Here is a 19,604-nt window from a genome sequence, read left to right on the forward strand (position 1 = left end):
GAGGAATGAGAAGGATTGCTGCTTTCATCTTTGGAAATCTCTGTGTTTCGCTGTGATCTCTGTGGTAGTTCCGATTCCGAATTGAAAAGGGTCGTTCGGATCGAGGATGAGCTGTGTTTCCGCGGTGATGAAGGCGTGTCCAGTGATGGTGGGAATGATGCCGCCGTCGCTGTTCTCGTAACTGCCATCAAACACGGAGCCGATGATGCTTTCCTGCCGCCAAACTTCACCTGCGGCCAGTTTTTCATCCGCAGCAAGACAAGCGAGCTTCGCGCTGGTGCCGGTGCCGCAAGGCGAGCGATCGTATTCGCCACCGGGGCAGAGGACGAAGTTGCGGCTGTGATTGGCGGGATCGTGCGGCGGGGCGAACAGTTCGACGTGATCCACCTCAGGGAATCCAGCGGCACGCACGGCATCACGCATCGCCAAACTGGCTTGCGTGAGCTGCGGAATGTTGGCGCGGGTGAGTTCGAGGCCGTGATCGGCGACGAGGAAGAACCAGTTGCCGCCATAAGCGACATCACCCGTCACGCCACCTGCCTGAACGGCTTTGGCTTTGCGATACGACCTGACATTCTGCACGCTCACACGGCCATCTTCATGCAGTTCGGTGGTGACGATGCCGACGGGTGTTTCAACGCGATATTCGCCCGGCTCGATGAGCTTCATATGCCTCAGTGTGGTGACGACACCGATCATGCCATGACCGCACATGCCGAGCCGGCCGACGTTGTTGAAGAAGATGACACTGGTGATGCAGCTCATATCCACAGGCTTGCCGAGCAGTGCGCCGACGATCACCTCATGCCCGCGCGGCTCGCAGATGATCGCACGGCGATATGTTTCCAGCTCATCGGACGCGATGCTACCCAGCACAACACGCGTGGGTTCGCCGCCGGTATGCGAATCGATGATCTGGATGAGTTTTGGAGTCATGGGGCTGTTTGTTGCTGTGCCGTGCTTGCCAGATAAATGCTCACCAGGATGAGCAGGCCGCCAGCGGCCTTCATCCAGGTCACGCCCTCGTCAAAGAGCCACCATGCCAGCAACGAACTGCCCACCGGTTCGCCGAGCAGGCAAACGGCGATGAAGCCGGCGCTGAAGTAGCGCATGGCCCAGTTGTAGCTGCTGTGGCCGAGATGCTGGCTGATGAGGGCCATGCCGAGCAGTGCGCCCCAGGTATTGACGGAAAACTCGGTGAGGGGAGTCCGGCTCACCAGCACGGCAATCCATAGCACGATGGCGGCGCTGGTGTAGCACACGGCGAGGTAGGCTGGCAGGGAGAGCTTGGCGCGCAGGCGGCGTCCACTCAAAAGATACAGTGCCAGAGCAAGACTGCCCGCGAGCGCCAGCGCATCGCCGATGAGCGCGCGTGTGCCACCGGCGAAATCACCCGCGCCGATGATGGTGCCACCGATGACGCTCAGGCCGATCCCGGCCCAACTGCGGCGTGAAAGACGTTCGTGCGTGAGCCATGGCGACATGATGGCGACCCACAGCGGGGCGGTGTTGACGAACACGGTGCTGTTGGCGACCGAGGTGAAGCTTAACGAGGCGATCCATGTCGCGAAATGCAGCGCCAAAAAGAGTCCCGCGAGCGCGCCGCTGCCGAGTTCGTGACGCGTGAGAGATCGCAGCTCGTCGCGCGCCTTCCACCATGCGAATGGAAGCAGGAAGACGGTGGCGAATGTCATGCGCCACATGGCGGTGACCAGCGGCGGCGCGTCTGATAAGCGGACGAAGATGGAGCCGCTGGACACCGCGAGCACGCCGACACACAGCACGAGGCCAGGGTCCAAGCGAGGTGATGACGGAGCTTCAGACATGCGGGCGTTTGGCCAGGGCTTCGCGGATGATCTTCAACACCTGCTCGCGTTCTGCTCCGGTGATGGTGAGGCGCGGTTCGCGGACCCATTCTTGGCCGAGGCCGGTCTCTTGGCAGAGGAGCTTGATGTATTGCACGAAGTGGAGGTGCGTATCGAGCTTCATGAGCGGCTGGCTCCAGCGATAGAGGGCGCGGCATTCGTCCCACTTGCCGGCTTTGGCGAGATCCCAGAGCTGCTGGTTTTCCTTCGGGAAGGCGATGCCGCTGCCGCACACCCAGCCGTCGATGCCGAGAATGGCGGACTCCAGGAAGAGATCATCCACGCCGGTGAAGATGCGGTAACGGTCGCCGGTTTGATTGCGCAGCTCGGTGATGCGGCGGGTGTTGGAGCTGCTTTCCTTGATGGCGTGCAGGTTCGGGATGTCGGCGAGTTCGACGAACATCTCCGGCGTGACATCGGTGTGGTAGCCGACGGGGTTGTTGTAAAGCATCCAGCTCAGCGGCGTGGCTTTGGCAAGGGTGCGGAACCAGTGCTCGGTCTCGCGTGCGTCACTCTTATAAACCATCGGTGGCATGATCATGAAACCGGACGCGCCGAGCTTTTCGCAGTCCTGCATGTAGCGGATGGCGGTATGGGTGTTCATTTCGGCCACGCCACTGACCACCGGCACGCGACCTGCGGCGACTTCGACAGCATGCTTCACCACGGCGCGTTTTTCATCCGGCTGGAGGCACTGGTTTTCACCGAGGGAGCCGCAGACGATCAAGCCGGAGACGCCAGCGCCGATCTGTGCCTGCCAGTGCTTGGCCGAAGCCGCGGGGTCGAGCGACTGATCCTGGTGGAGCTGCGTGAGGACTGCCGGGAATACGCCGGACCAAGTGGATGGGTTCATGACTGAGGATGAAACGAAAGGCGTGGCGGGTCTTGAAGGCTTTTCGGGCGGCAACCTGTCATTTCAGTCAAAAGCAGATGTTTGGATAGTCGCCGTCATCGCTCCGCGTGACGGGCAGGGCACGTTGCATTCTCGCGAGAGGTGGAAACCTGGACTCCTATCTTGAATTTCATCCTGCAGCCTCCTAAACTGACCTCATGAAAATCCTCGAAGACGCCGCCAACGCTCTTTCCAAAGCCATTGATCCCCGGAAGCTAGCATCCTTGCGGGCCTCGAAACCCACATCTGCGCATGTCGAATCGCTCGTGCAAAAGCTCCAGGATGGCGAGATCACCAAGGCTGAGAAGGCGGAACTCGATCAATATCAAATGCTCAACCAAATCATGTCGCTGGTGAAGGCCCGCGCTAGGCTTGCTGCTGTTTCTGCATGAGTCACCATGTGCCAGCGGCCCTGCGGCGGCAGGTATGGGAACGTGCTGAAGGTCTCTGCGAGTATTGCCTGCTGCATGAGCGGGATGACTGGGTGGGTTTCCAGATCGAGCATATCCGCAGCCGGAAACATGGCGGGCGCACAACGCTGGCGAATCTGGCTCTCGCCTGCCTCGACTGTAACATGGCGAAAGGCAGTGATCTCGGCTCCGTGACACGGACAACTGGCGTTTTGCTCCCGTTTTATCATCCGCGACGGAACAAGTGGACTGACCACTTCCGCCTCCAGGGACATCGTATCCAGCCGCTGACCGAAACGGGGGAGGTGACCTGCCGGATTCTCGGTTTCAACGCACGATCGCGATTGCAGAAACGCAAGGCCATCGCCCTGGCTGGAAATTACCCAGGCACTGAGGCGCTGGCTTTGCTGAGAGAGTAACATGCCCATGTCCGCCCTCCGTGATCTCTCCCGCTAGGCATCCAGCAAAGACTGCGGCATGGAAGCCGGCTTGCCCTGAGTGATGCGCAGATCGTCATGCGGGTCATCAAATCGCCTGGCCAAAGTAGCCGTCATCGCTCCGCGTGACGAGTTGGCGATTTGGAGGACAGGGAAGACAGCCAAAGGCCAAGAGATGATCTTTCCCGCTAGCGAGAGCGTCATGCTCACCACGCGGAGCGATGATGGCTACTATCCGTGAGCGAAACTCACGGCGAGTCTTGATTGCTTTTTGACCGTCAAACGGTCCTTTCAGTCCTTACATGGATGCCAGCAGCTCATTCTCTCAGCATGCCGTCACGGAGGCGCTCTTCGATGCGCTACCGGATGTCGTCTTTTTCATCAAGGACACCTTGGGTCGTTATGTGCGTGTGAACCAAACGCTGGCGGATCGTTGCGCGGGCGGTGACAAGGCGAAGCTGATCGGCAAACGGCCTGCGGAGGTGTTTCCGGCGGCGCTGGCGGTGAGTTATGCGCGGCAGGATGAGGCGGTGCTCAAGACGGGCAAGTGCGTCGATCACCAGCTTGAGCTGCACATCTATCCTCGCAGCAAAGCGGGCTGGTGCCTCACCACCAAGCACGCTCTGCGGGATGACAAGGGGCGCATCGTCGGCGTGACGGGCATCTCGCGTGATTTGAATGCGCCGAGTGACAAGGCGAGCGGTTTTGCGGAACTGGCTTCCGCGCTGAAGCTCATGCAGGCTCGCTACACGGAGAGTCTGCGCATTGAGGACATCGCGACGACGGCTGGGCTGAGTGTGTATCAGTTTGAGCAGCGGGTGCAGCGGCTCTTCCAGATGAGTCCGCTGCAACTGCTGCATAAGCTGCGGTTGGATGAAGCCACTCGGCTGCTGCGGGAGACGGACAAATCACTCGCCGACATCGCCATCGAGACCGGCTGGTGTGATCAGAGTGCGTTCACGCGGCACTTCAGCCGCTATGCGGGCATGGCTCCAGGGAAGTATCGTGCTTTGCGAAAGCAATGAGCGCTAGGCGATCAACTCCTTGATGACCTTCCGATGCTCCACGCCGGTGAGCTTCTGGTCGAGGCCCTGGAACTTGTAGGTGAAGCGGTCGTGATTGTAGCCGAGGAGATGGAGCACGGTGGCGTGGAAGTCGCTGATGTGGAGCGGGTCATTGACGATGTTGTAGCTGAAGTCGTCCGTCTCACCGTAGATCGCGCCGCCTTTGGCACCGCCACCGGCCATCCACATGGTGAAACAGCGCGGGTGGTGATCGCGGCCGTAGTTCTCCTTGGTGAGGCCGCCTTGCGAATAGATGGTGCGGCCGAATTCTCCGCCCCAGATGATGAGCGTGTCGTCGAACATGCCGCGCTGCTTGAGGTCGGTGATGAGCGCGTGGCAGGCCTGATCCACGTCCTTGCACTGGCTGGGCATGCGGCCGCCGACGTTGCTGTGATGGTCCCAGTTGTTGAGGTAGATCTGCGTGAAGCGTACACCGCGTTCGGCCAGGCGGCGGGCCATGAGCACGTTGTTGGCAAAAGTACCGGGCTTCTTGGCTTCGTCGCCGTAGAGCTTGAAGATGTGTTCGGGTTCTTGGGTGATGTCGGTGAGTTCTGGCACGCTGGCCTGCATGCGGAAGGCCATTTCATACTGCTGGATGCGCGTGTGCGTCTCGGGGTCGCCGACTTGCTGGTAATTGATCTCGTTGAGCGCATTTAAGCCTTCGATGGTGCGTTTGCGCACGCTGTCGGGCACGCCGGGCGGGTTGTTGATGAACAAAATGGGATCGCCCTTGCTGCGGAAGCTCACGCCCGCGTGTTCGCCGGGCAGATAGCCGCTGGACCACAGGCGCGGTGAAATGGCCTGCTCCTGCTCGCGATTCGTCGGCGTGGCGATGAGCACGACAAAGGTCGGCAGGTTTGAGTTCATCGCGCCAAGGCCGTACGAAGCCCAGGAGCCGAGACATGGGCGTCCGGTGATCTGATTGCCCGTCTGCATGGCGCAGATGGCCGGTTCGTGATTGATCGCCTCCGTGTGCAGGGAACGCATCCAGCAGATGTCATCGGCGTTTTGGCCCAAAAACGGCAGCAGGTCGGAGTTTATCCACATGCCGCACTTGCCGCGCTGCGCGAAGTTAAATTTCGACGGCGCGATGGGAAACCGCGCCTGCCCGCTGGTCATCGTGGTGAGCCGCTGGCCCTTACGGATGCTGTCCGGCAGGTCTTTGTCGTAGTAGGCCTGCATCTGCGGCTTGTAGTCGAACAAATCCATCTGCGACGGTCCGCCGACCATGTGCAGGTAGATCACCCGCTTCGCCTTCGGTGCGAAATGCGGACCGACTGCACCGGGCGAGGCGTTGGCGAAGGATTCACCGAACAGCGAAGCCAGAGCGGCACCGCCGAGGACGTTTTTCCCGCGCGCGAAGAGCTGGCGGCGAGTTTGCAGCAGGTTGTGTTCTTGGAGGAGGTTCATGGGTTAACGGAGTCCTTTGGATTTGAGATGTTGGTCGAGCCAAGCGGCGTCTTCGGGAGAAAGCGGTGGCTCGGGCGCGTTTTGGTAACGGGTGACGAGATCAAATTGGCCTTCGTGATGCGCTGTCACAGCGAGTTCCTGAAGGTTTAGCCAGATGTCGCGGTGCTCAGGACTGAGCGGCACCCGGATGGAGGGCAGGGAGTCGGTGTAGCGAATGCCATACAGCTCGCGGACATGCGGGGTGGATGCCCGAAACACCAGCACCGCATGCGGCGGCAGACCGCCACTCTCTGAGGCAAGACTCGATGCCACTCCGTCCTCCTCAAACTGTGCCACGGCAAGGCCCCACTGACGGACAAGATCGATCTCCACCAGATTGATGCCCGATTCGATCAGCCCGAGCCGCTTTCGCTGATGCACCACCGCGCCTGCTCCATGTTTGTTGGAGGGACTCAGAAGCTCGATCACAGTCACCAGTTCCCCGTCCAAATCTCTGATGGCAAGTCTCCGCGCCTGTGGTGCTTGCGTCTCAGCAATCGTGGGAGAGACGGCATTGGGCGGTTCTGCCACCGCAGGCGGGTCTTCTTTCAGTTTCCAGATGGCTGCGTCGGGCACCTTGGGTTTCTCATCGCGGCTGTGCTTGAGAATCTGCGTGCCCAGTTCGACTCCCACATACAGCCCTTGCGGCATCTGACGACGCAACTGCTCGCGCATGTGAACGATGATCGTCGCATGCACATCCGGCCACTTCGCCTCGAAGTAGGGGTTCAGTCCCGGAAAGGGATATGGTGCGTCGGCGGGCATGGAATGGTCAGGGCTTGTTACCGTGCTTCTCGAGGTAGTCGGGGAAAAGGACGGAGATGATTGGGATGGCGAGTAGGCCTCCACGATGGGCACCGAGCTTGCACTCGCAGGCGAAGAAGATCGACACGTAGACCCAGCCCCGGAAATCATCCCGCTGGAGAAAGGTGGCACTTTTTCGGAGATTCTGAGCCGCCGCTTTTTCCAAGTCGTTCAGGTCAGTCCGTGCGGCGTAGTCGTCGATGGCTTTTAACGCCGCCTCGCCGCCTTGTCGGCGCTGGAGGATGACAAAGCGCATGCCTTGCTCGAGTTTTTCGATGGAAAGATGCTTCCCGAGATCTCCGGCCATGTTTTCCATCTTGGTGAAATCTTGGGCTTCGAGTGCTTTGGCGAACTCCGTGACCTGCTTTTGGACTTCACCGACATTCAGCGCGTCCAGCGAGCCTTTAGCCGTTTTTGCGGCCTCAGAGGCGTCTGACCATTGCTGCTTCAACCAAGCTTTGTCGGTACTCTTGGCGATCCATTCGCGCCACGTGGAGATTTCGGCCTTACTCTGACTCGCGACTGGTTTCGGGTTTTCTTCACGTTTGCCGCAACTACACACGCTGGTGATCGCCAAGAAAATGGCAACGTATCTCCAAGGTTTAAGTCGGTTGGAATGGTGGGGCTTCATACTGCAGTTCAGCGAAGCCCTTTGGCTTTGAGATGTTCATCGAGCCACGCAGAGTCTTTGGGTGAGAGCGGAGGTTCAGGGGCGCGCGTGTAGTCAGTGAATTTATCGAAGGCGCAGTCGGTCTGGCACTGTTCCGCAAGCTCCTGAAGATTCAGCCAGATGTCCTGGTCATCCGGGCGCAAAGGCACGCGGATGGCAGGTAGGGATTGCTGGTAGGTAATGAGATAAACTTCGCGTTGCTGTGGCAACTCGGCACGAAAAACGGTCGTGGCGTGCGGTGCCAGACAGCCCTTCGTCTGCTGGATCGATTCAACCGCCTGATCATCTTCAAACTGAGCCAGAGCGAGCCCCCATTTCCGGACAAAATCGATCTCCACCAAATTCACGCCGGAGTCGATGAGTCCGAGGCGCTTTTGCAGGTAGGCGTGGGCACCGCTGCCATGTTTGTTGGTCGGACTCAGGAACTCGATCACCGTCACCAGCTCGCCATCCATATCGCGAATGGCAAGATGCCGCGGCTTCGGTGTCGTCACCTCAAGCACCACTGGTGGGGCAAAGTTCGGTGGGGCGGAGGCTAGCAGGGTGTCCTCGCGCACCTTCCAGACGCTGACATCGGGCTGAATGCCTTTATCAGCTCCCGTAAACCTTGTGGAAATCTTCATGCCCTGCTCGATGGAGACACGCAGATCACGAGGCATCTGTCGTTGCAAACGTCCGAGCGACATTGCGATCATCGACGGATGCACCTCAAACCACCTCGCCTCGAAGTAGGGGTTCAGTCCCGGAAAGGGATATGGTGTGTCGGTGTGCATGGCTTCAGATTACTTGTTCAGCACTTCGTCCAAATTCATGAGCTGATTGCAAAGCATCGTCCAAGCGGCGAGTTCGGCTTTGGGAAGCTTCTCATCAGGCTTGGATTCGCCGACCTTGAGGAGGGCTTCGGCGTCGGCTGCGCTGGTGGTGTAGTGCTTGCGAAGATCGGCGAGGCTGGCGTTGAGGATGGTGGTTTCGTTGGCTTTCAGCGGACGGCAGAGCAGGCGCTCGGCAAGGGCGTTGAGTTTCGCGGCATCATCGCCTTTCTCATGGATCAGTGTGCGCTGGGCGAGGTTTCTCGCGGCTTCGATGAACTGGGGGTCATTCATCGTCACGAGCGCCTGCAGCGGGGTGTTGGTGCGGTCGCGGCGGACGCAACTGACCTCGCGCGATGGCGCGTTGAAGATGTCCAGGCTGGCGGGCGGGGCCATGCGCTTCCAGAAGTTGTAGAGCGTGCGGCGGTAAAGGTTCTCGCCTTTGTCCTGCACATACTTCTCGGTGCCCATGCCGACGACTTCCCAGACGTTTTCTGGCTGGTAGGGCATGGTGCCGGGGCCGCCCATGCGTGGCGACAAGGTGCTGCTGGCGGCGAGCGCATAGTCGCGGATCATCTCGGCATCCATGCGGAAACGTGGGCCGCGTGAGAGTAGCTGGTTGTCGCGATCCTTCTCGATCTTCTGCGGCGTGATGAGCGTGGCCTGACGATAGGTGGCGGAGGTGACAAGCAGTTTGTAGAAGCGTTTCACATCCCAGCCGCTCGCGCGAAACTCGATGGCGAGCCAGTCGAGCAGTTCGGGATGCGTGGGGGCTGATCCCATGATGCCAAAGTCCTCGCTGGTGACGACGAGGCCTCGCCCGAACAGCTCCTGCCACATGCGATTGACCGTGACGCGGGCGGTGAGCGTGTTGTTGTCGCTGATGAGCCATTGCGCGAGGCCGAGACGGTTTTTGGGTGCATCAGCGGGCAGTTTGCCGAGTGCGGCGGGCACGGCGGCATCCACCTGCTCGCCGACTTTGTCGTACTGGCCGCGCATGAGGATGTTGGCCATCGGTGGCGTGTCCTTCTTCTCCTCCTGGACATGCGTGATGGGGCTGCGGGCCTTGATGGCGTCCTTTTCGGCAGTGAGCTTGGTGCTTTGCGCCAACGTGGACTGGTAAGCGGCATCGCGGGTGATGAGGTAGTGCTCAAACAGCGCTTCCTTCTGTTTTGGGCCACGTTTTTTCGCGGCGAGCATGGTTTGCAGCGGGCCGACCTTGGAAATCGTCATTACCTCTGCCGTCGTGAGCTGGCGATCATAGATGCGCACATCCTGCACGCCGCCTTCGGTGAAAAGATGCGTGTGACTGCGCTGGCCGATGCGCGTAGGCGTGGCGGTCTTGATGCTGCCTTTGAGCGCGTTCGTTTCCGCTTTGGTTGGTGCCTCGACGCCATCCACAAAGATGCGCACGCCGCCAGCCTTGCTCCTGCCATCATAAGTCACGAACACATGCTGCCACACACCGGGGCGTAGCGCGGGTTTGGCCGTGGTGACCTTGAGCGCGTCGCCCGGCCACTGGCTGACGAGGTGGACGGAGAGCTTGGTGTCGTTCTGCCAGAGATCCCAGCCGCGACTGCCGTCCTTTTCATCCATGCGGGCCATGATGGCGCCAAAGACCCCGGCACGGCCCGCGCGCACCCAGGCGCCGTAGCTGAAGGGCTGATTCTTTTCAAAGCTACCCGTGTCGCCGATGTCGAAGGTGCCGCCCGTTTTCATCACGGGTGCCGGGCCGAGTTTGCCATCGGGCTTCCATGAAACTTCACCCGCGGCCTTGAAGGTCTTCGTGGCGCCGCAGGTGCCGGTGACTTCGCTGCCCACGCCTTCATTCAGCGGCAGATGCGTCACGAGGCCCTTGCTCGGCGCATCTTTGTCGATGTCCTCCGGCTTCGCGCTTGCCAGCCATTGATCAAACTTCGGTGCGGCGGCCTTGCGTGATGCGTCCTGCTGCGTTTTTGCCGTTGCGATCTCAGCGGGCAGGGCCGTCCAGCGTGGACGATCTTGATCCGTCGGAATCACAAGGATTGGGCCGAGGCCGTCCTTCACATTGCCGTCCTTCGGCTTCTGTGTCGTGTTGCGGAAGAACGCGGCCATCGAGTAGTAGTCACGCTGCGTGATGGGGTCGAACTTGTGATCGTGGCACTGCGAGCAGTTGGTGGTGAGGCCCATGTACACCCAGCCGAGTGTCTGCACGCGGTCACTGGCGTAGTTCGCCAGATTTTCTTCATCAATCGTGCCACCTTCATTGGTGGTGATGTTGCAACGCTGGAAGCCGGTGGCGATGCGCTGCTCTTCCGTCGGCTGCGGCAGCAAATCGCCTGCGATCTGCTCCACGGTGAACTGATCAAACGGCTGGTTGCGATTGAAGGCCTTCACCACCCAGTCGCGGTACGGCCAGATCTCGCGTGCCTTGTCGAAGTGCAGGCCATGCGAGTCGGCGTAGCGTGCGGCATCCAGCCAATAGCGGGCGCGGTGCTCGCCGTAGGCGGGGGATTTGAGGAGTTCATCCACGAGGGACTGATAGGACTGATCTGACAGGCGGGTCGGATCAGACGGATTCAAATACCGCTGCATCAGCTCCGGCGTCGGTGGCAGGCCGGTGAGATCGAGGCTCACGCGGCGGATGAGCGCACGCGCATCGGCCGTCGGGGCCGGTTTGAGGCCTGCGGCTTCCAGCCTGGCCAAAACAAAGCGGTCCACTGGTGTCTTCACCCATGCGGCGTCCTTCACCGCTGGCAGTGCAGCGCGTTGCGGTGCAATGAGCGACCAATGCGGCTGCCATGACGCGCCTTGCTCGATCCAGGCCTTCACCTTCGCGATCTGCTCCGGTTTCAGCGTCTTATGCGCCTCTGGCGGTGGCATGATTTCGTCTTCATCGGTGGAGATGAGGCGCTGAAACAGGTTGCTGACCTCCGGCTTGTTTTTGATGACGGTGGGCTGCTCGCCGTCTTTGGCGGTGAAGAACCCGGCCTCGGTGTCGAGTCGCAGCCCGGCTTTGCGTGTTCCTGGATCAGGCCCGTGGCAGTGAAAACAAGCCTCCGCAAGGATGGGGCGGATGTCCTGATTGAAGCCAATCGGCTGCGCTGCCGTTGCGGCGGTGGCAAGAAGCGTGAGGAGCAGGGTTGTTTCGATGCGCATGCGTGGTTTGAGGGTGATATGAAAGTGATGGTGGCCGGTATGAAAGTGTTACGGATGTCAGCGCCGCTTTTTACCGGCAAAGATGTGTCTTATCCAGCGCTGAACGCCGGTGCGCGGCGTGCCTGTGTGAGCTGCTCGAAGTGATGGCCGAGGGCGAGGATGTGCGCATCATCATTGGCGGTGCCGATGAAGGAAAAACCGACGGGCAGGCCGTCCACGAAGCCCATGGGCACCGTGAGATGCGGATAACCGGCCACCGCCGCTGGCGTGCTGGCGACGCGCTCGTTGGTGTCGCCTGACTTCAGATCAATCAATCCTACCGGGTCGTTCGTGGGACAGATCAGGGCGTCCAAGTCGTGGGCTTTGAGCGCGGCGTCGATTCCCTCGGGGCCAGCGAGCTGCATGGCGAGTTTCCGTGCTTCCTGGCCTGCGGCGATGATTTCCGGTGTGCCGAGCTGTTCGGCCTGCGCGAAGAATTCCTGGCCGAAGTGCGGCATTTCGGTGTCGCGATGCTGTTCATTGAACGCGATGAGTTCCGCCAGTGAACGCACATCGCCGCCGCGTTGTTCGAGGTAGGCGTTCAAATCGGCCCGCAGCTCGATCAGCAGCGCTTTCCATGCCAAAGCACCGGCTTCACGGGCATTCGGCAATTCAACGAGATCAACGATGATGGTGCCAGCATCGCGGAGTTTTTGCAGCGTGGCTTCAAACAGCGCGAGCACCTGTGGATGCTTGCCGGATTGAGTGCGCAGCACGCCGAGGCGTGCGCCGATGAGAATGTCTGGCAGAGGTGTCGCGGTGAAATTCTCTGCCAGCACCTGCATGAGCAGCTCTGCATCACGGACCGTGAGCGTCAGCGGTCCTGCGGTGTCCTGATGATGCGTGATGGGGATGATGCCCGCGCCGTTAATGAGGCCGACCGTTGGTTTGAAACCCACGATGCCGCAGGCGCTGGCCGGACTGACAATGGAGCCGTTGGTTTCCGTCCCAATCGCCGCCGGGGCCAGTCCTGCTGCCACGGCGGCTGCGGAGCCGGAACTGGAGCCGCTGGCGCTGTGCGTGAGCCGGTGCGGATTGCGCGTGAGGCCGCCGCGTGCGCTCCAGCCGCTCGTGGAATTGGGCGAGCGGATGTTTGCCCATTCGCTGAGGTTCGTTTTGCCGAGAATGACGGCTCCGGCCTCGCGTAATCGAGTGACGAGCGCCGCATCGCGTTTCGGTTTGTGGCCGCGCAAAGCCAGCGAGCCAGCGGTGGTCTGCATCGCATCGGCGGTTTCGATGTTGTCCTTGATGAGAACGGGCAAACCGTGCAGCAGGCCGGGTTTGCAAGTGGTGGCGATGGTTTTGGCCTCGGGATTCAGTTCAAGGATCGAATTCACACGCGGCCCGGAGCGGTCGATTTGCGCGATGCGCTCCAGAAAGTGCTCCACGAGCAGCAGCGGTGTCGTCTGCTCCGCCTGAATCATGGAAGTGAGGTCTGCTAGCGTCGCGAAGGGTAGGGGACTCCGCCGTTTTTTCTCGCAGGCAGCCGGACAGAGCGCCAAGGCGGCGGATTGGAGGAGGCGGCGGCGTTGCATGGCTCAATAGCTGATGAGATGCAAGCCTGGCACCCGCTCGAAGTGCGCGGTGTTGTTCGTCACGAGCGGGAAATCATGCGCCAGCGCCGTCGCGGCGATCCAGAGGTCGTTCGTGCCGATGAGCAGGTTTTTGCGGCGCAAGGCGGCGGTGATCTTGGCGTAGTGGCCTGCGGTGGCCCGGTTCATGTTCGCGATGTTAAAGCGGTCCAGCATGGCGGCGCAGGTAGGGTCGGCAATGTCTTGGAAACCTTCGGCAAACTCACCTGCCACGGTCCAACTGACCCAGGGCATGTCAGCGGCATGCTGCTGGAGAAAATCATGTGCCTTGCCAGCGCCCCGGCGCATCTCACGCTCGAGATCGATCAGAAAACAGGTGTCGAACAGCAGATCACTCATGCCCAGGCGGAATCAGGAGGGCTGTCCGCCATCTGGGCCGTATCCAGCCGCTGAATCACGGCGGCCGAAGCTCTGGGCATTTTGGGCAGGGCTTTCAGCAGTGCGCCACAGGACCGGTCCTGCCGGGGCCATTGGGCGCGTTTGATCACCTGTGAAAACGACTCCTCCTGCGATTTACGCGCACGGTTCAGCAAGGCGTAGGCCCGCGCATCAATGGAGATGGTCTTGGCAGTCATGCGTGGAGCATGCCACAAAAAGTGCGGGCATGTCAACCACGCCACTGCTGCCAAAACAATGCTGCCTGCAAGGGTGGGCGATTTGCGCCCGTAGGGAGACGCCCGCATAAAAGCGGAGCAAGTTCTTGCCTCTGTTTTTCGACTCGATAAAGTTCGCGGCTTTACCCGCCCCGGACCAACCACCCGACATCATCCCCCACATGCCTCCATCCTTCCTGCTCCATAACGGCATCACCCTCGCCATCGCCCTGTCTGTTGTGGGCCTGGTGTTTGCTCTGATCCTGATCCGCAAAGTCGTCGGTGCAGATGCGGGCAATGAAAAGATGGCGGCCATTGCGGGGGCGATCCAGTTGGGCGCGAAGGCCTACATGAACAAGCAGGTCATGGCGGTCAGCGCCATCGCCGTCGTTATCTTTGCGGCCGTCTGGTATCTGCGTGATGGCCTCACAGCGGCGGGATTTGTGGTCGGCGCGGTGTGCTCCCTGGCCGCCGGCTACATCGGCATGATGGTCGCGGTGCGTGCCAATGTGCGCACGGCGCAGGCGGCATCCGTCAGCAGCCACTCGGCGCTGAAAGTGGCCTTCAATGGCGGTGCGGTGACGGGTCTGCTCGTGGTGGCGCTCGGTTTGCTTTCCGTTGGCGTGTTCTATTTGTTCGTCAAAGGCGCTGCGGATCACGCGAAGCATGCCATCGACTCGCTCGTCGGTCTGGCGCTGGGCAGTTCGCTCATCAGCGTGTTCGCCCGTCTTGGCGGCGGCATTTACACCAAAGCGGCGGACGTGGGCGCTGACCTCGTTGGCAAGATCGAGCAAAACCTCAATGAAGACGATCCGCGCAATCCGGCGACCATTGCGGACAACGTGGGCGACAATGTGGGCGACTGTGCAGGCATGGCGGCAGACGTGTTTGAAACGTACGCGGTGAGCTTGATCGGCGGTGTGCTGGTGGGGCATCTCACGGTGGGCACGGAAGCTGCGGTCATCTATCCCTTCGTGCTCTGCGGTCTTGCCATCATCGCTTCGCTCATCGGCATCGGCTGGGTGAATTTCGTCAAGCAGGAGGCGACGGCGGCGCTCGTGTGTGGCGTGGCGGTGTCCGGCATCATCGCCTCGGCGCTGTTCTGGTGGGCCACCTCTTCGATCTTCGGTGCTGCGCTGAAGATCGGTAATCTTGACGTTCCCAGCGTGAACATTTTCTACTGCGCCGCCATCGGCCTCGTCATGACACTGGTCGTTGTGTGGATCACGAACTACTACACCAGCACACACCACAAGCCGGTGCGCCTGATCGCGAAGGCCTCCGAAACCGGCCACGCCACCAACATCATCGCCGGCATCAGCATCGGCAATCAGGCCACGCTGCTGCCAGTGTTGGCCATCGCCGCCTCGATCTGGGGTTGTTTCGATCTGGCAGGTCTATATGGCATCGCCATTGCGGTTGTTTCGATGCTTTCGCTCTCGGGCATCATCATCTCACTCGATGCGTTTGGCCCGATCACGGACAACGCTGGCGGCATCGCCGTCATGTCCGGGCTGCCTGAAAGTGTGCGCAAGATCACCGACGAACTTGATGCCGTGGGCAACACCATGAAGGCGGTGACGAAGGGCTACGCCATCGCCAGCGCCGGTCTGGCCGCGATGGTGCTGTTTGGCAGCTACGTTGAGGATTTGCAGGCCTTCGTCGGCCACAAGGTGAGCTTTGACCTGATGGATCACCGCGTCGTCATCGGCATGTTCATCGGTGGCCTGCTGCCGTTCCTGTTTACCTCCTATTGCATGAGCGCCGTGGGTAATGCCGCTGGTGCCGTCGTGCGCGAGGTGCGCCGCCAGATCACCGCCAAGCCCGGCATTCTCAATGGCACCGATACTCCTGATTACGCCCAATGCGTCGGCATCGTCACCAGCGCCGCGTTGAAGCAGATGATTCTTCCCGCGCTGCTGCCGCTGGTCTTCGTGATCGGCATGGCCTACGTCGGCATGGAGGCGCTTGGCGGCGTGCTCATCGGCACCATTGTCACCGGCTTGTTCATCGGCATCTCCATGACCAGCGCCGGTGGTGCCTGGGACAACGCGAAGAAATACATCGAGGAAGGCAACCATGGCGGCAAAGGCAGCTTTGCGCATCAGGCCGCCGTCACCGGCGACACCGTGGGCGATCCCTACAAGGACACCGCCGGCCCGGCCGTGAACCCGATGATCAAGGTGGTGAACATCCTCGCCATCCTCATCATCCCGATCATGTTCAAGGCCGCCGTGAAGTGAGTCGGAATCCACGTTGATTCCCATGCGGCGTGGAAGCACTATAAGCCGCACCGTGACCGCCCATCGAGACAATAACCTGCGCATCGCCATCACCGGCTCTCTGGTGTTGCATGCGCTGCTGTTTTTGATCTTGGCGTGGATGTTTGCCGGCGAGGCCGCGCGGCGGTTGTGGCAGCAGGCCACGGCGGTGCCGAAGGAACAGGAAGTCGTGCTGTTATTCCCCGAGCAGATCGTCCCTGAACCGCCGCCGTTGCCGCCACCGTCGAAAAAATCCGAGATCTACATCCGCACGGCGCAGAATGAGCGTGCTGACACCGCGCCGAAAAACGCCCCCTTCATCGCCGACCGCAACACGAAGGCGGCTTCCGTCAAAGCACCGTTCCCCGACGGCACGGAGCCGCTGCCCACCACCGACGGCATCAAAATTCCCATGCGTGAACTCGCGGACCGCGATTTTCGCAATGGCGAACTCAAGGACGATGCGCGGCCCAAGACACCGGAGGCAACGCCGGCCATGCTGCAACCGCGGCCGCCCACGCCCCCGCAGCAGCCTGCCATCGTCAAGCCCAAGGATGCCGCACCACCGCCGCAGCCGGTCACGCCGCCGCAGAACGTTGCCAAGGCCGTGCCCGAATCGACCCCGCTGACGAAGATGATGGAGGAGGCGGACAAAGCCTTGGCCAGCGTGGACAAGAACCGTCTCTCCATCGAGGTGAGGAAGCCGGAGGCGGCATCCGACTCACCGCCGATGCCGCAGAAGCCGGAACCACCGACGTCCCCGGCCCGCGACACCGCCCAGACCATGCCGGAATCTCCCCCACCGCAGCCGGTTCCGAAGGCGATGCCGATTCCCAAGGCGCTGCCGGTGGCGGATGATGAGCCGGTCACACGCTCCACGCTCAATCCGGATCCCAATGCGTTCACACCCTTCACCCGCACCTCACAGACGAAGGGCACCATTTCCAACCGTGGCACCGAAAACGCCGTCGATGCCGAGGATTCGCCGAAGGGCCGCTACATCCGCCAGGTCACCGGCCAGGTGGAAAAGAAGTGGCACATCTACCGCACCCTGCGCCGTGATGGCGTCACCTATGGCAGCCTCAAGATCACTTTTTACGTCAACAAGAAAGGCAAGGTGGAAGATCTCCGCGTCGTGAACGATAAGGAGTCCAATCCTGTCCTCACCGGCTTCACCCTCCAGGCGATCCGTGATGCGGAAATCCCGCCCATTCCCGCCGACGTGCTCCCTTCGCTCCCGATGAACGACCAGGAGCGCCTGAAAATCGAATACAATGTTCTTATCTACTAACCTCCTCCTCGCTGCGGCTGACAAGACCGCGCCTTCCGGCTTCCAGCTCGTGTATGATTTCCTCGCCACCGGTGGCTTCGTCATGGCGTTCATCGTGCTGTGCTCCATTGCCGCGATCACCGCCTCCATCCTGGCCTGGTTGCAGTTGCGTGAGCAGGTCATCATGCCCAACGGCGTCGTCAGCCAGCTCCGCTCCATCCCCAGCTATGCGGTGAAGGGCGACATCCGGCCGTTGCAGGACTTTTTGGAGCATGATGGCTCCATGCTCTCACGTCTCGGGGCCATGGCCATCAGCGGTGCCTTCACCAGCAAGCAGGAATGCCACGCCGCCTGCGAGATCAAGGCGCGCGAGGAAATCCACCGGCTGGAGAGCGGCATTCCGCTGCTGGAGGTGATGGTCACCGTTGCGCCCTTGCTCGGGTTGCTGGGCACCACCGCCGGCCTCGTCGGCATGTTCTCCGCCTTTGGCACCGGTGGCGATGGCTCCCCGGACACCGCCGTCATCGCCCATGAGATCGGGGTGGCGCTCCGCTGCACCATTGCCGGCCTGTTCGTCGCCGTGCCATCCGTGCTCCTGCACACCTACTTTGTGCGTCGTCTCGATGCCCTCGCCGTCCGCGTCGAGTCCATCATGCAGGAGACCATCCAGCATTTTTACCAGCACTTTGAAGTGCAGCGTCCGCAAGCCTGATCCCTCACGCACGCCGCCATGAACCTGCGTCCCCGCCGCCGACCGGTGCCGATGATCCCCATCGTGTCGCTCATCGACATCATGGTCATCCTGCTGATCTTCTTCATCGCCACCACGACGTTCAAAAAGGAGAAGACGCAGGTGAAGATCACCCTGCCGGAGTCCAAGTCTCTCGGCGGTTCCGCCGAGGCACCCGAGTCACGCGTCGCCATCAGCATCAATGAGGAGCAGAAAATCTTCCTCGACGGCAAGCCCGTTGATCTCGACAAGCTCGCCATTGCCATCACCTCGCTCAAGGACGCCAAGCCCGGCATGAAGCTCGAACTCCAGGCCGACACCACCGCCGCGCTCGGCATTCTGGTCAAAGTGTGGGATGCCTTGCGCGAGGCCGGATACAGCATCAACGACGTGCCGGCGCGCATTCAGCGGGCGGCGAATTGAGGACAAAGAGAGTCAAGTTGCCGTCAAGGTTGTCAAGCAGCGGTCAAGATCGTCAAGCCGTAGCCAAGTAGCGCCTCAAGGTTCAGACATCCTTACCTCAGCCGTGTCCATGCAATGGAACCACAGAGACACAGGGGACACAGAGGGAAGATTCTTGTTGATCGACTTCACCATGAGGTGACTTCCAGGCGTTTGATAATTCCTCTGTGTACCCGGTGCCTCTGTGGTTCACCTTCTGCATGGTTACGGCTCAGAGGAAACTCAGTGAGCCAGTTCTTCTCTGCGACCGTCCATCCTCTGCGGTTACCAGGTTTTAACCGCAGAGGTTGGACGGTCGCAGAGGGATATTGGTTTTCCCATCGTTAGATAAGAATGCGGTCAAAGATGGGGCCGGGAGGATGTTTGAGGATGCTGCCTTGACGCCTTGACCTTTGACTGCTTGACCTCCGTCTCCCTACCTCTTCGCCTTCGTGTAATGCACGAACGGCTCAAACTTGAAATGCTTCGGCATGATGATGCCGCGCTTGCCGAGGATGGAGGTTTTGTTCTCCTCAACCTCGAAGCCCGGATGCCCCACCCAGGCCCACTGCCAGCCTTCGTTGGCGATGAACAGGCCGCCGCGCTCATGGCCGCCGCGGATGAACCCGGTGGTCTTCAGACGTTCGGGAGCCGCGTAGTAGATGCCCTTGGCCGATTGCGCTTCGGGTTGGTACAAGCCCGCTGGCAGGGTCAGCTTGCCGTCCTCGTGGGTGCATTCCATCGCCTCGGCCACGATGATGCCCTTGGTTCCCGGCGGGCATTGCTCCAGGTCACGGGTGGCACATGACAGAAGGAGGCAGGAGGTAAGGGCGGAGAGCAGCAGATGTTTCATGACTGGTGGTCGAGGTGGGAGTGGTGGAGCTAAGGGGATTCGAACCCCTGACCTCTTCATTGCGAACGAAGCGCTCTACCAACTGAGCTATAGCCCCTTGATGGGTGCGACGATTATGGCAGCGCGCCATCTTCCGGCAATCGAAAAGAACAGCTCGTCGCACCGGCGTGGCCCCCAAGAAAGGAGCGTTAGAGGTTCAGACATCCTTACCTCAGAGGAAACTCAGTGAGCCAGTTCTTCTCTGCGACCGTCCATCCTCTGCGGTTACCTGGTTTTAACCGCAGAGG

The 19,604-nt window shown here is 60.7% G+C and carries 19 protein-coding genes and 1 tRNA gene; 7 read left to right on the forward strand and 13 right to left on the reverse strand.

Annotated elements, in window-relative coordinates; translation table 11 throughout:
* Nucleotides 1-24 precede the first annotated feature (24 nt).
* Genes ACKVY0_RS01525 through ACKVY0_RS01535 form a run of 3 tightly spaced genes read right to left on the reverse strand, consistent with a single transcriptional unit; the run spans nt 25 to nt 2,718 of the window.
* Nucleotides 25-936: a proline racemase family protein gene (locus ACKVY0_RS01525; protein ID WP_409213018.1), complete on the reverse strand. Its 912-nt coding sequence runs from the start codon at nt 934-936 to the stop codon at nt 25-27.
* Nucleotides 933-1,799, reverse strand: a complete 867-nt coding sequence (locus ACKVY0_RS01530; RefSeq protein ID WP_409213019.1) for a DMT family transporter — start codon at nt 1,797-1,799, stop codon at nt 933-935. The genes ACKVY0_RS01525 and ACKVY0_RS01530 overlap by 4 nt, the downstream gene beginning before the upstream one ends.
* Nucleotides 1,800-1,818: 19 nt before the next feature.
* Complete coding sequence (locus tag ACKVY0_RS01535; protein ID WP_409213020.1) at nt 1,819-2,718, reverse strand: dihydrodipicolinate synthase family protein; 900 nt, start codon at nt 2,716-2,718, stop codon at nt 1,819-1,821.
* Between the two features lie 197 nt (nt 2,719-2,915).
* Between ACKVY0_RS01535 and ACKVY0_RS01540 the strand changes: the two genes are divergently transcribed.
* From ACKVY0_RS01540 to ACKVY0_RS01550, 3 genes are all read left to right on the forward strand, one after another.
* Nucleotides 2,916-3,149: a hypothetical protein gene (locus tag ACKVY0_RS01540; protein ID WP_409213021.1), complete on the forward strand. Its 234-nt coding sequence runs from the start codon at nt 2,916-2,918 to the stop codon at nt 3,147-3,149.
* The gene (locus ACKVY0_RS01545) at nt 3,146-3,586 is read left to right on the forward strand and encodes an HNH endonuclease (RefSeq protein ID WP_409213022.1); all 441 of its coding nucleotides are present in this window, start codon (nt 3,146-3,148) and stop codon (nt 3,584-3,586) included. Before ACKVY0_RS01540 ends, ACKVY0_RS01545 begins: the two co-directional genes overlap by 4 nt.
* Before the next feature lie 320 nt (nt 3,587-3,906).
* The gene (locus ACKVY0_RS01550) at nt 3,907-4,629 is read left to right on the forward strand and encodes a helix-turn-helix domain-containing protein (protein WP_409213023.1); all 723 of its coding nucleotides are present in this window, start codon (nt 3,907-3,909) and stop codon (nt 4,627-4,629) included.
* 3 nt (nt 4,630-4,632) lie between these two features.
* Here ACKVY0_RS01550 and ACKVY0_RS01555 read toward each other — a convergent pair whose 3' ends face one another.
* The 8 genes from ACKVY0_RS01555 to ACKVY0_RS01590 all read right to left on the reverse strand — a co-directional run bounded on the left by ACKVY0_RS01555 (nt 4,633) and on the right by ACKVY0_RS01590 (nt 13,744).
* A complete protein-coding gene (locus ACKVY0_RS01555) occupies nt 4,633-6,078 on the reverse strand; it encodes a DUF1501 domain-containing protein (protein ID WP_409213024.1) in 1,446 nt (481 codons plus the stop codon).
* A 3-nt stretch (nt 6,079-6,081) separates the two neighbouring features.
* Nucleotides 6,082-6,882, reverse strand: coding sequence for a DUF4058 family protein (locus ACKVY0_RS01560; RefSeq protein ID WP_409213025.1), 801 nt, complete (start codon nt 6,880-6,882; stop codon nt 6,082-6,084).
* Between the two features lie 7 nt (nt 6,883-6,889).
* Nucleotides 6,890-7,498 (reverse strand): hypothetical protein, encoded by a 609-nt coding sequence (locus ACKVY0_RS01565; protein WP_409213026.1) that lies wholly within the window; start codon nt 7,496-7,498, stop codon nt 6,890-6,892.
* A gap of 62 nt (nt 7,499-7,560) precedes the next feature.
* Entirely contained in the window at nt 7,561-8,364 is an 804-nt protein-coding gene (locus tag ACKVY0_RS01570; protein WP_409213027.1) for a DUF4058 family protein, read from the reverse strand.
* A 9-nt stretch (nt 8,365-8,373) separates the two neighbouring features.
* Nucleotides 8,374-11,538: a DUF1553 domain-containing protein gene (locus ACKVY0_RS01575; RefSeq protein ID WP_409213028.1), complete on the reverse strand. Its 3,165-nt coding sequence runs from the start codon at nt 11,536-11,538 to the stop codon at nt 8,374-8,376.
* A gap of 89 nt (nt 11,539-11,627) precedes the next feature.
* The gene (locus ACKVY0_RS01580; protein WP_409213029.1) at nt 11,628-13,112 is read right to left on the reverse strand and encodes an amidase; all 1,485 of its coding nucleotides are present in this window, start codon (nt 13,110-13,112) and stop codon (nt 11,628-11,630) included.
* A 3-nt stretch (nt 13,113-13,115) separates the two neighbouring features.
* The gene (locus ACKVY0_RS01585) at nt 13,116-13,508 is read right to left on the reverse strand and encodes a type II toxin-antitoxin system VapC family toxin (RefSeq protein ID WP_409213030.1); all 393 of its coding nucleotides are present in this window, start codon (nt 13,506-13,508) and stop codon (nt 13,116-13,118) included.
* Nucleotides 13,505-13,744, reverse strand: coding sequence for a hypothetical protein (locus tag ACKVY0_RS01590; protein WP_409213031.1), 240 nt, complete (start codon nt 13,742-13,744; stop codon nt 13,505-13,507). Before ACKVY0_RS01590 ends, ACKVY0_RS01585 begins: the two co-directional genes overlap by 4 nt.
* 200 nt (nt 13,745-13,944) lie before the next feature.
* On the opposite strand from ACKVY0_RS01590, the gene ACKVY0_RS01595 reads away from it, so the two are divergent.
* Genes ACKVY0_RS01595 through ACKVY0_RS01610 form a run of 4 tightly spaced genes read left to right on the forward strand, consistent with a single transcriptional unit; the run spans nt 13,945 to nt 18,446 of the window.
* Nucleotides 13,945-16,005, forward strand: coding sequence for a sodium-translocating pyrophosphatase (locus tag ACKVY0_RS01595; RefSeq protein WP_409213032.1), 2,061 nt, complete (start codon nt 13,945-13,947; stop codon nt 16,003-16,005).
* A gap of 52 nt (nt 16,006-16,057) precedes the next feature.
* On the forward strand, nt 16,058-17,314 hold the full coding sequence (locus ACKVY0_RS01600; RefSeq protein ID WP_409213033.1) for a hypothetical protein: 1,257 nt from the start codon (nt 16,058-16,060) through the stop codon (nt 17,312-17,314).
* On the forward strand, nt 17,298-18,005 hold the full coding sequence (locus tag ACKVY0_RS01605) for a MotA/TolQ/ExbB proton channel family protein (protein WP_409213034.1): 708 nt from the start codon (nt 17,298-17,300) through the stop codon (nt 18,003-18,005). The genes ACKVY0_RS01600 and ACKVY0_RS01605 overlap by 17 nt, the downstream gene beginning before the upstream one ends.
* Nucleotides 18,006-18,023: 18 nt before the next feature.
* Nucleotides 18,024-18,446: an ExbD/TolR family protein gene (locus tag ACKVY0_RS01610; RefSeq protein ID WP_409213035.1), complete on the forward strand. Its 423-nt coding sequence runs from the start codon at nt 18,024-18,026 to the stop codon at nt 18,444-18,446.
* 454 nt (nt 18,447-18,900) lie between these two features.
* Here ACKVY0_RS01610 and ACKVY0_RS01615 read toward each other — a convergent pair whose 3' ends face one another.
* Both ACKVY0_RS01615 and ACKVY0_RS01620 read right to left on the reverse strand, forming a co-directional pair.
* Entirely contained in the window at nt 18,901-19,317 is a 417-nt protein-coding gene (locus tag ACKVY0_RS01615) for a hypothetical protein (protein WP_409213036.1), read from the reverse strand.
* 21 nt (nt 19,318-19,338) lie between these two features.
* Nucleotides 19,339-19,414 (reverse strand) — tRNA-Ala (locus ACKVY0_RS01620).
* Between the last annotated feature and the right edge of the window lie 190 nt (nt 19,415-19,604).

This window comes from Prosthecobacter sp., assembly GCF_046154365.1.
Lineage (GTDB): Bacteria > Verrucomicrobiota > Verrucomicrobiia > Verrucomicrobiales > Verrucomicrobiaceae > Prosthecobacter.

Bases quoted from the DNA above. Each gene is read 5' to 3' on its own strand.
- ACKVY0_RS01610 (WP_409213035.1), top strand. From the start codon at position 18,024: ATGAACCTGCGTCCCCGCCGCCGACCGGTGCCGATGATCCCCATCGTG.
- ACKVY0_RS01580 (WP_409213029.1), bottom strand. From the start codon at position 13,112: ATGCAACGCCGCCGCCTCCTCCAATCCGCCGCCTTGGCGCTCTGTCCG.
- ACKVY0_RS01585 (WP_409213030.1), bottom strand. From the start codon at position 13,508: ATGAGTGATCTGCTGTTCGACACCTGTTTTCTGATCGATCTCGAGCGT.
- ACKVY0_RS01545 (WP_409213022.1), top strand. From the start codon at position 3,146: ATGAGTCACCATGTGCCAGCGGCCCTGCGGCGGCAGGTATGGGAACGT.
- ACKVY0_RS01535 (WP_409213020.1), bottom strand. From the start codon at position 2,718: ATGAACCCATCCACTTGGTCCGGCGTATTCCCGGCAGTCCTCACGCAG.
- ACKVY0_RS01570 (WP_409213027.1), bottom strand. From the start codon at position 8,364: ATGCACACCGACACACCATATCCCTTTCCGGGACTGAACCCCTACTTC.
- ACKVY0_RS01595 (WP_409213032.1), top strand. From the start codon at position 13,945: ATGCCTCCATCCTTCCTGCTCCATAACGGCATCACCCTCGCCATCGCC.
- ACKVY0_RS01550 (WP_409213023.1), top strand. From the start codon at position 3,907: ATGGATGCCAGCAGCTCATTCTCTCAGCATGCCGTCACGGAGGCGCTC.
- ACKVY0_RS01540 (WP_409213021.1), top strand. From the start codon at position 2,916: ATGAAAATCCTCGAAGACGCCGCCAACGCTCTTTCCAAAGCCATTGAT.
- ACKVY0_RS01560 (WP_409213025.1), bottom strand. From the start codon at position 6,882: ATGCCCGCCGACGCACCATATCCCTTTCCGGGACTGAACCCCTACTTC.
- ACKVY0_RS01575 (WP_409213028.1), bottom strand. From the start codon at position 11,538: ATGCGCATCGAAACAACCCTGCTCCTCACGCTTCTTGCCACCGCCGCA.
- ACKVY0_RS01525 (WP_409213018.1), bottom strand. From the start codon at position 936: ATGACTCCAAAACTCATCCAGATCATCGATTCGCATACCGGCGGCGAA.
- ACKVY0_RS01555 (WP_409213024.1), bottom strand. From the start codon at position 6,078: ATGAACCTCCTCCAAGAACACAACCTGCTGCAAACTCGCCGCCAGCTC.
- ACKVY0_RS01615 (WP_409213036.1), bottom strand. From the start codon at position 19,317: ATGAAACATCTGCTGCTCTCCGCCCTTACCTCCTGCCTCCTTCTGTCA.
- ACKVY0_RS01605 (WP_409213034.1), top strand. From the start codon at position 17,298: ATGTTCTTATCTACTAACCTCCTCCTCGCTGCGGCTGACAAGACCGCG.
- ACKVY0_RS01590 (WP_409213031.1), bottom strand. From the start codon at position 13,744: ATGACTGCCAAGACCATCTCCATTGATGCGCGGGCCTACGCCTTGCTG.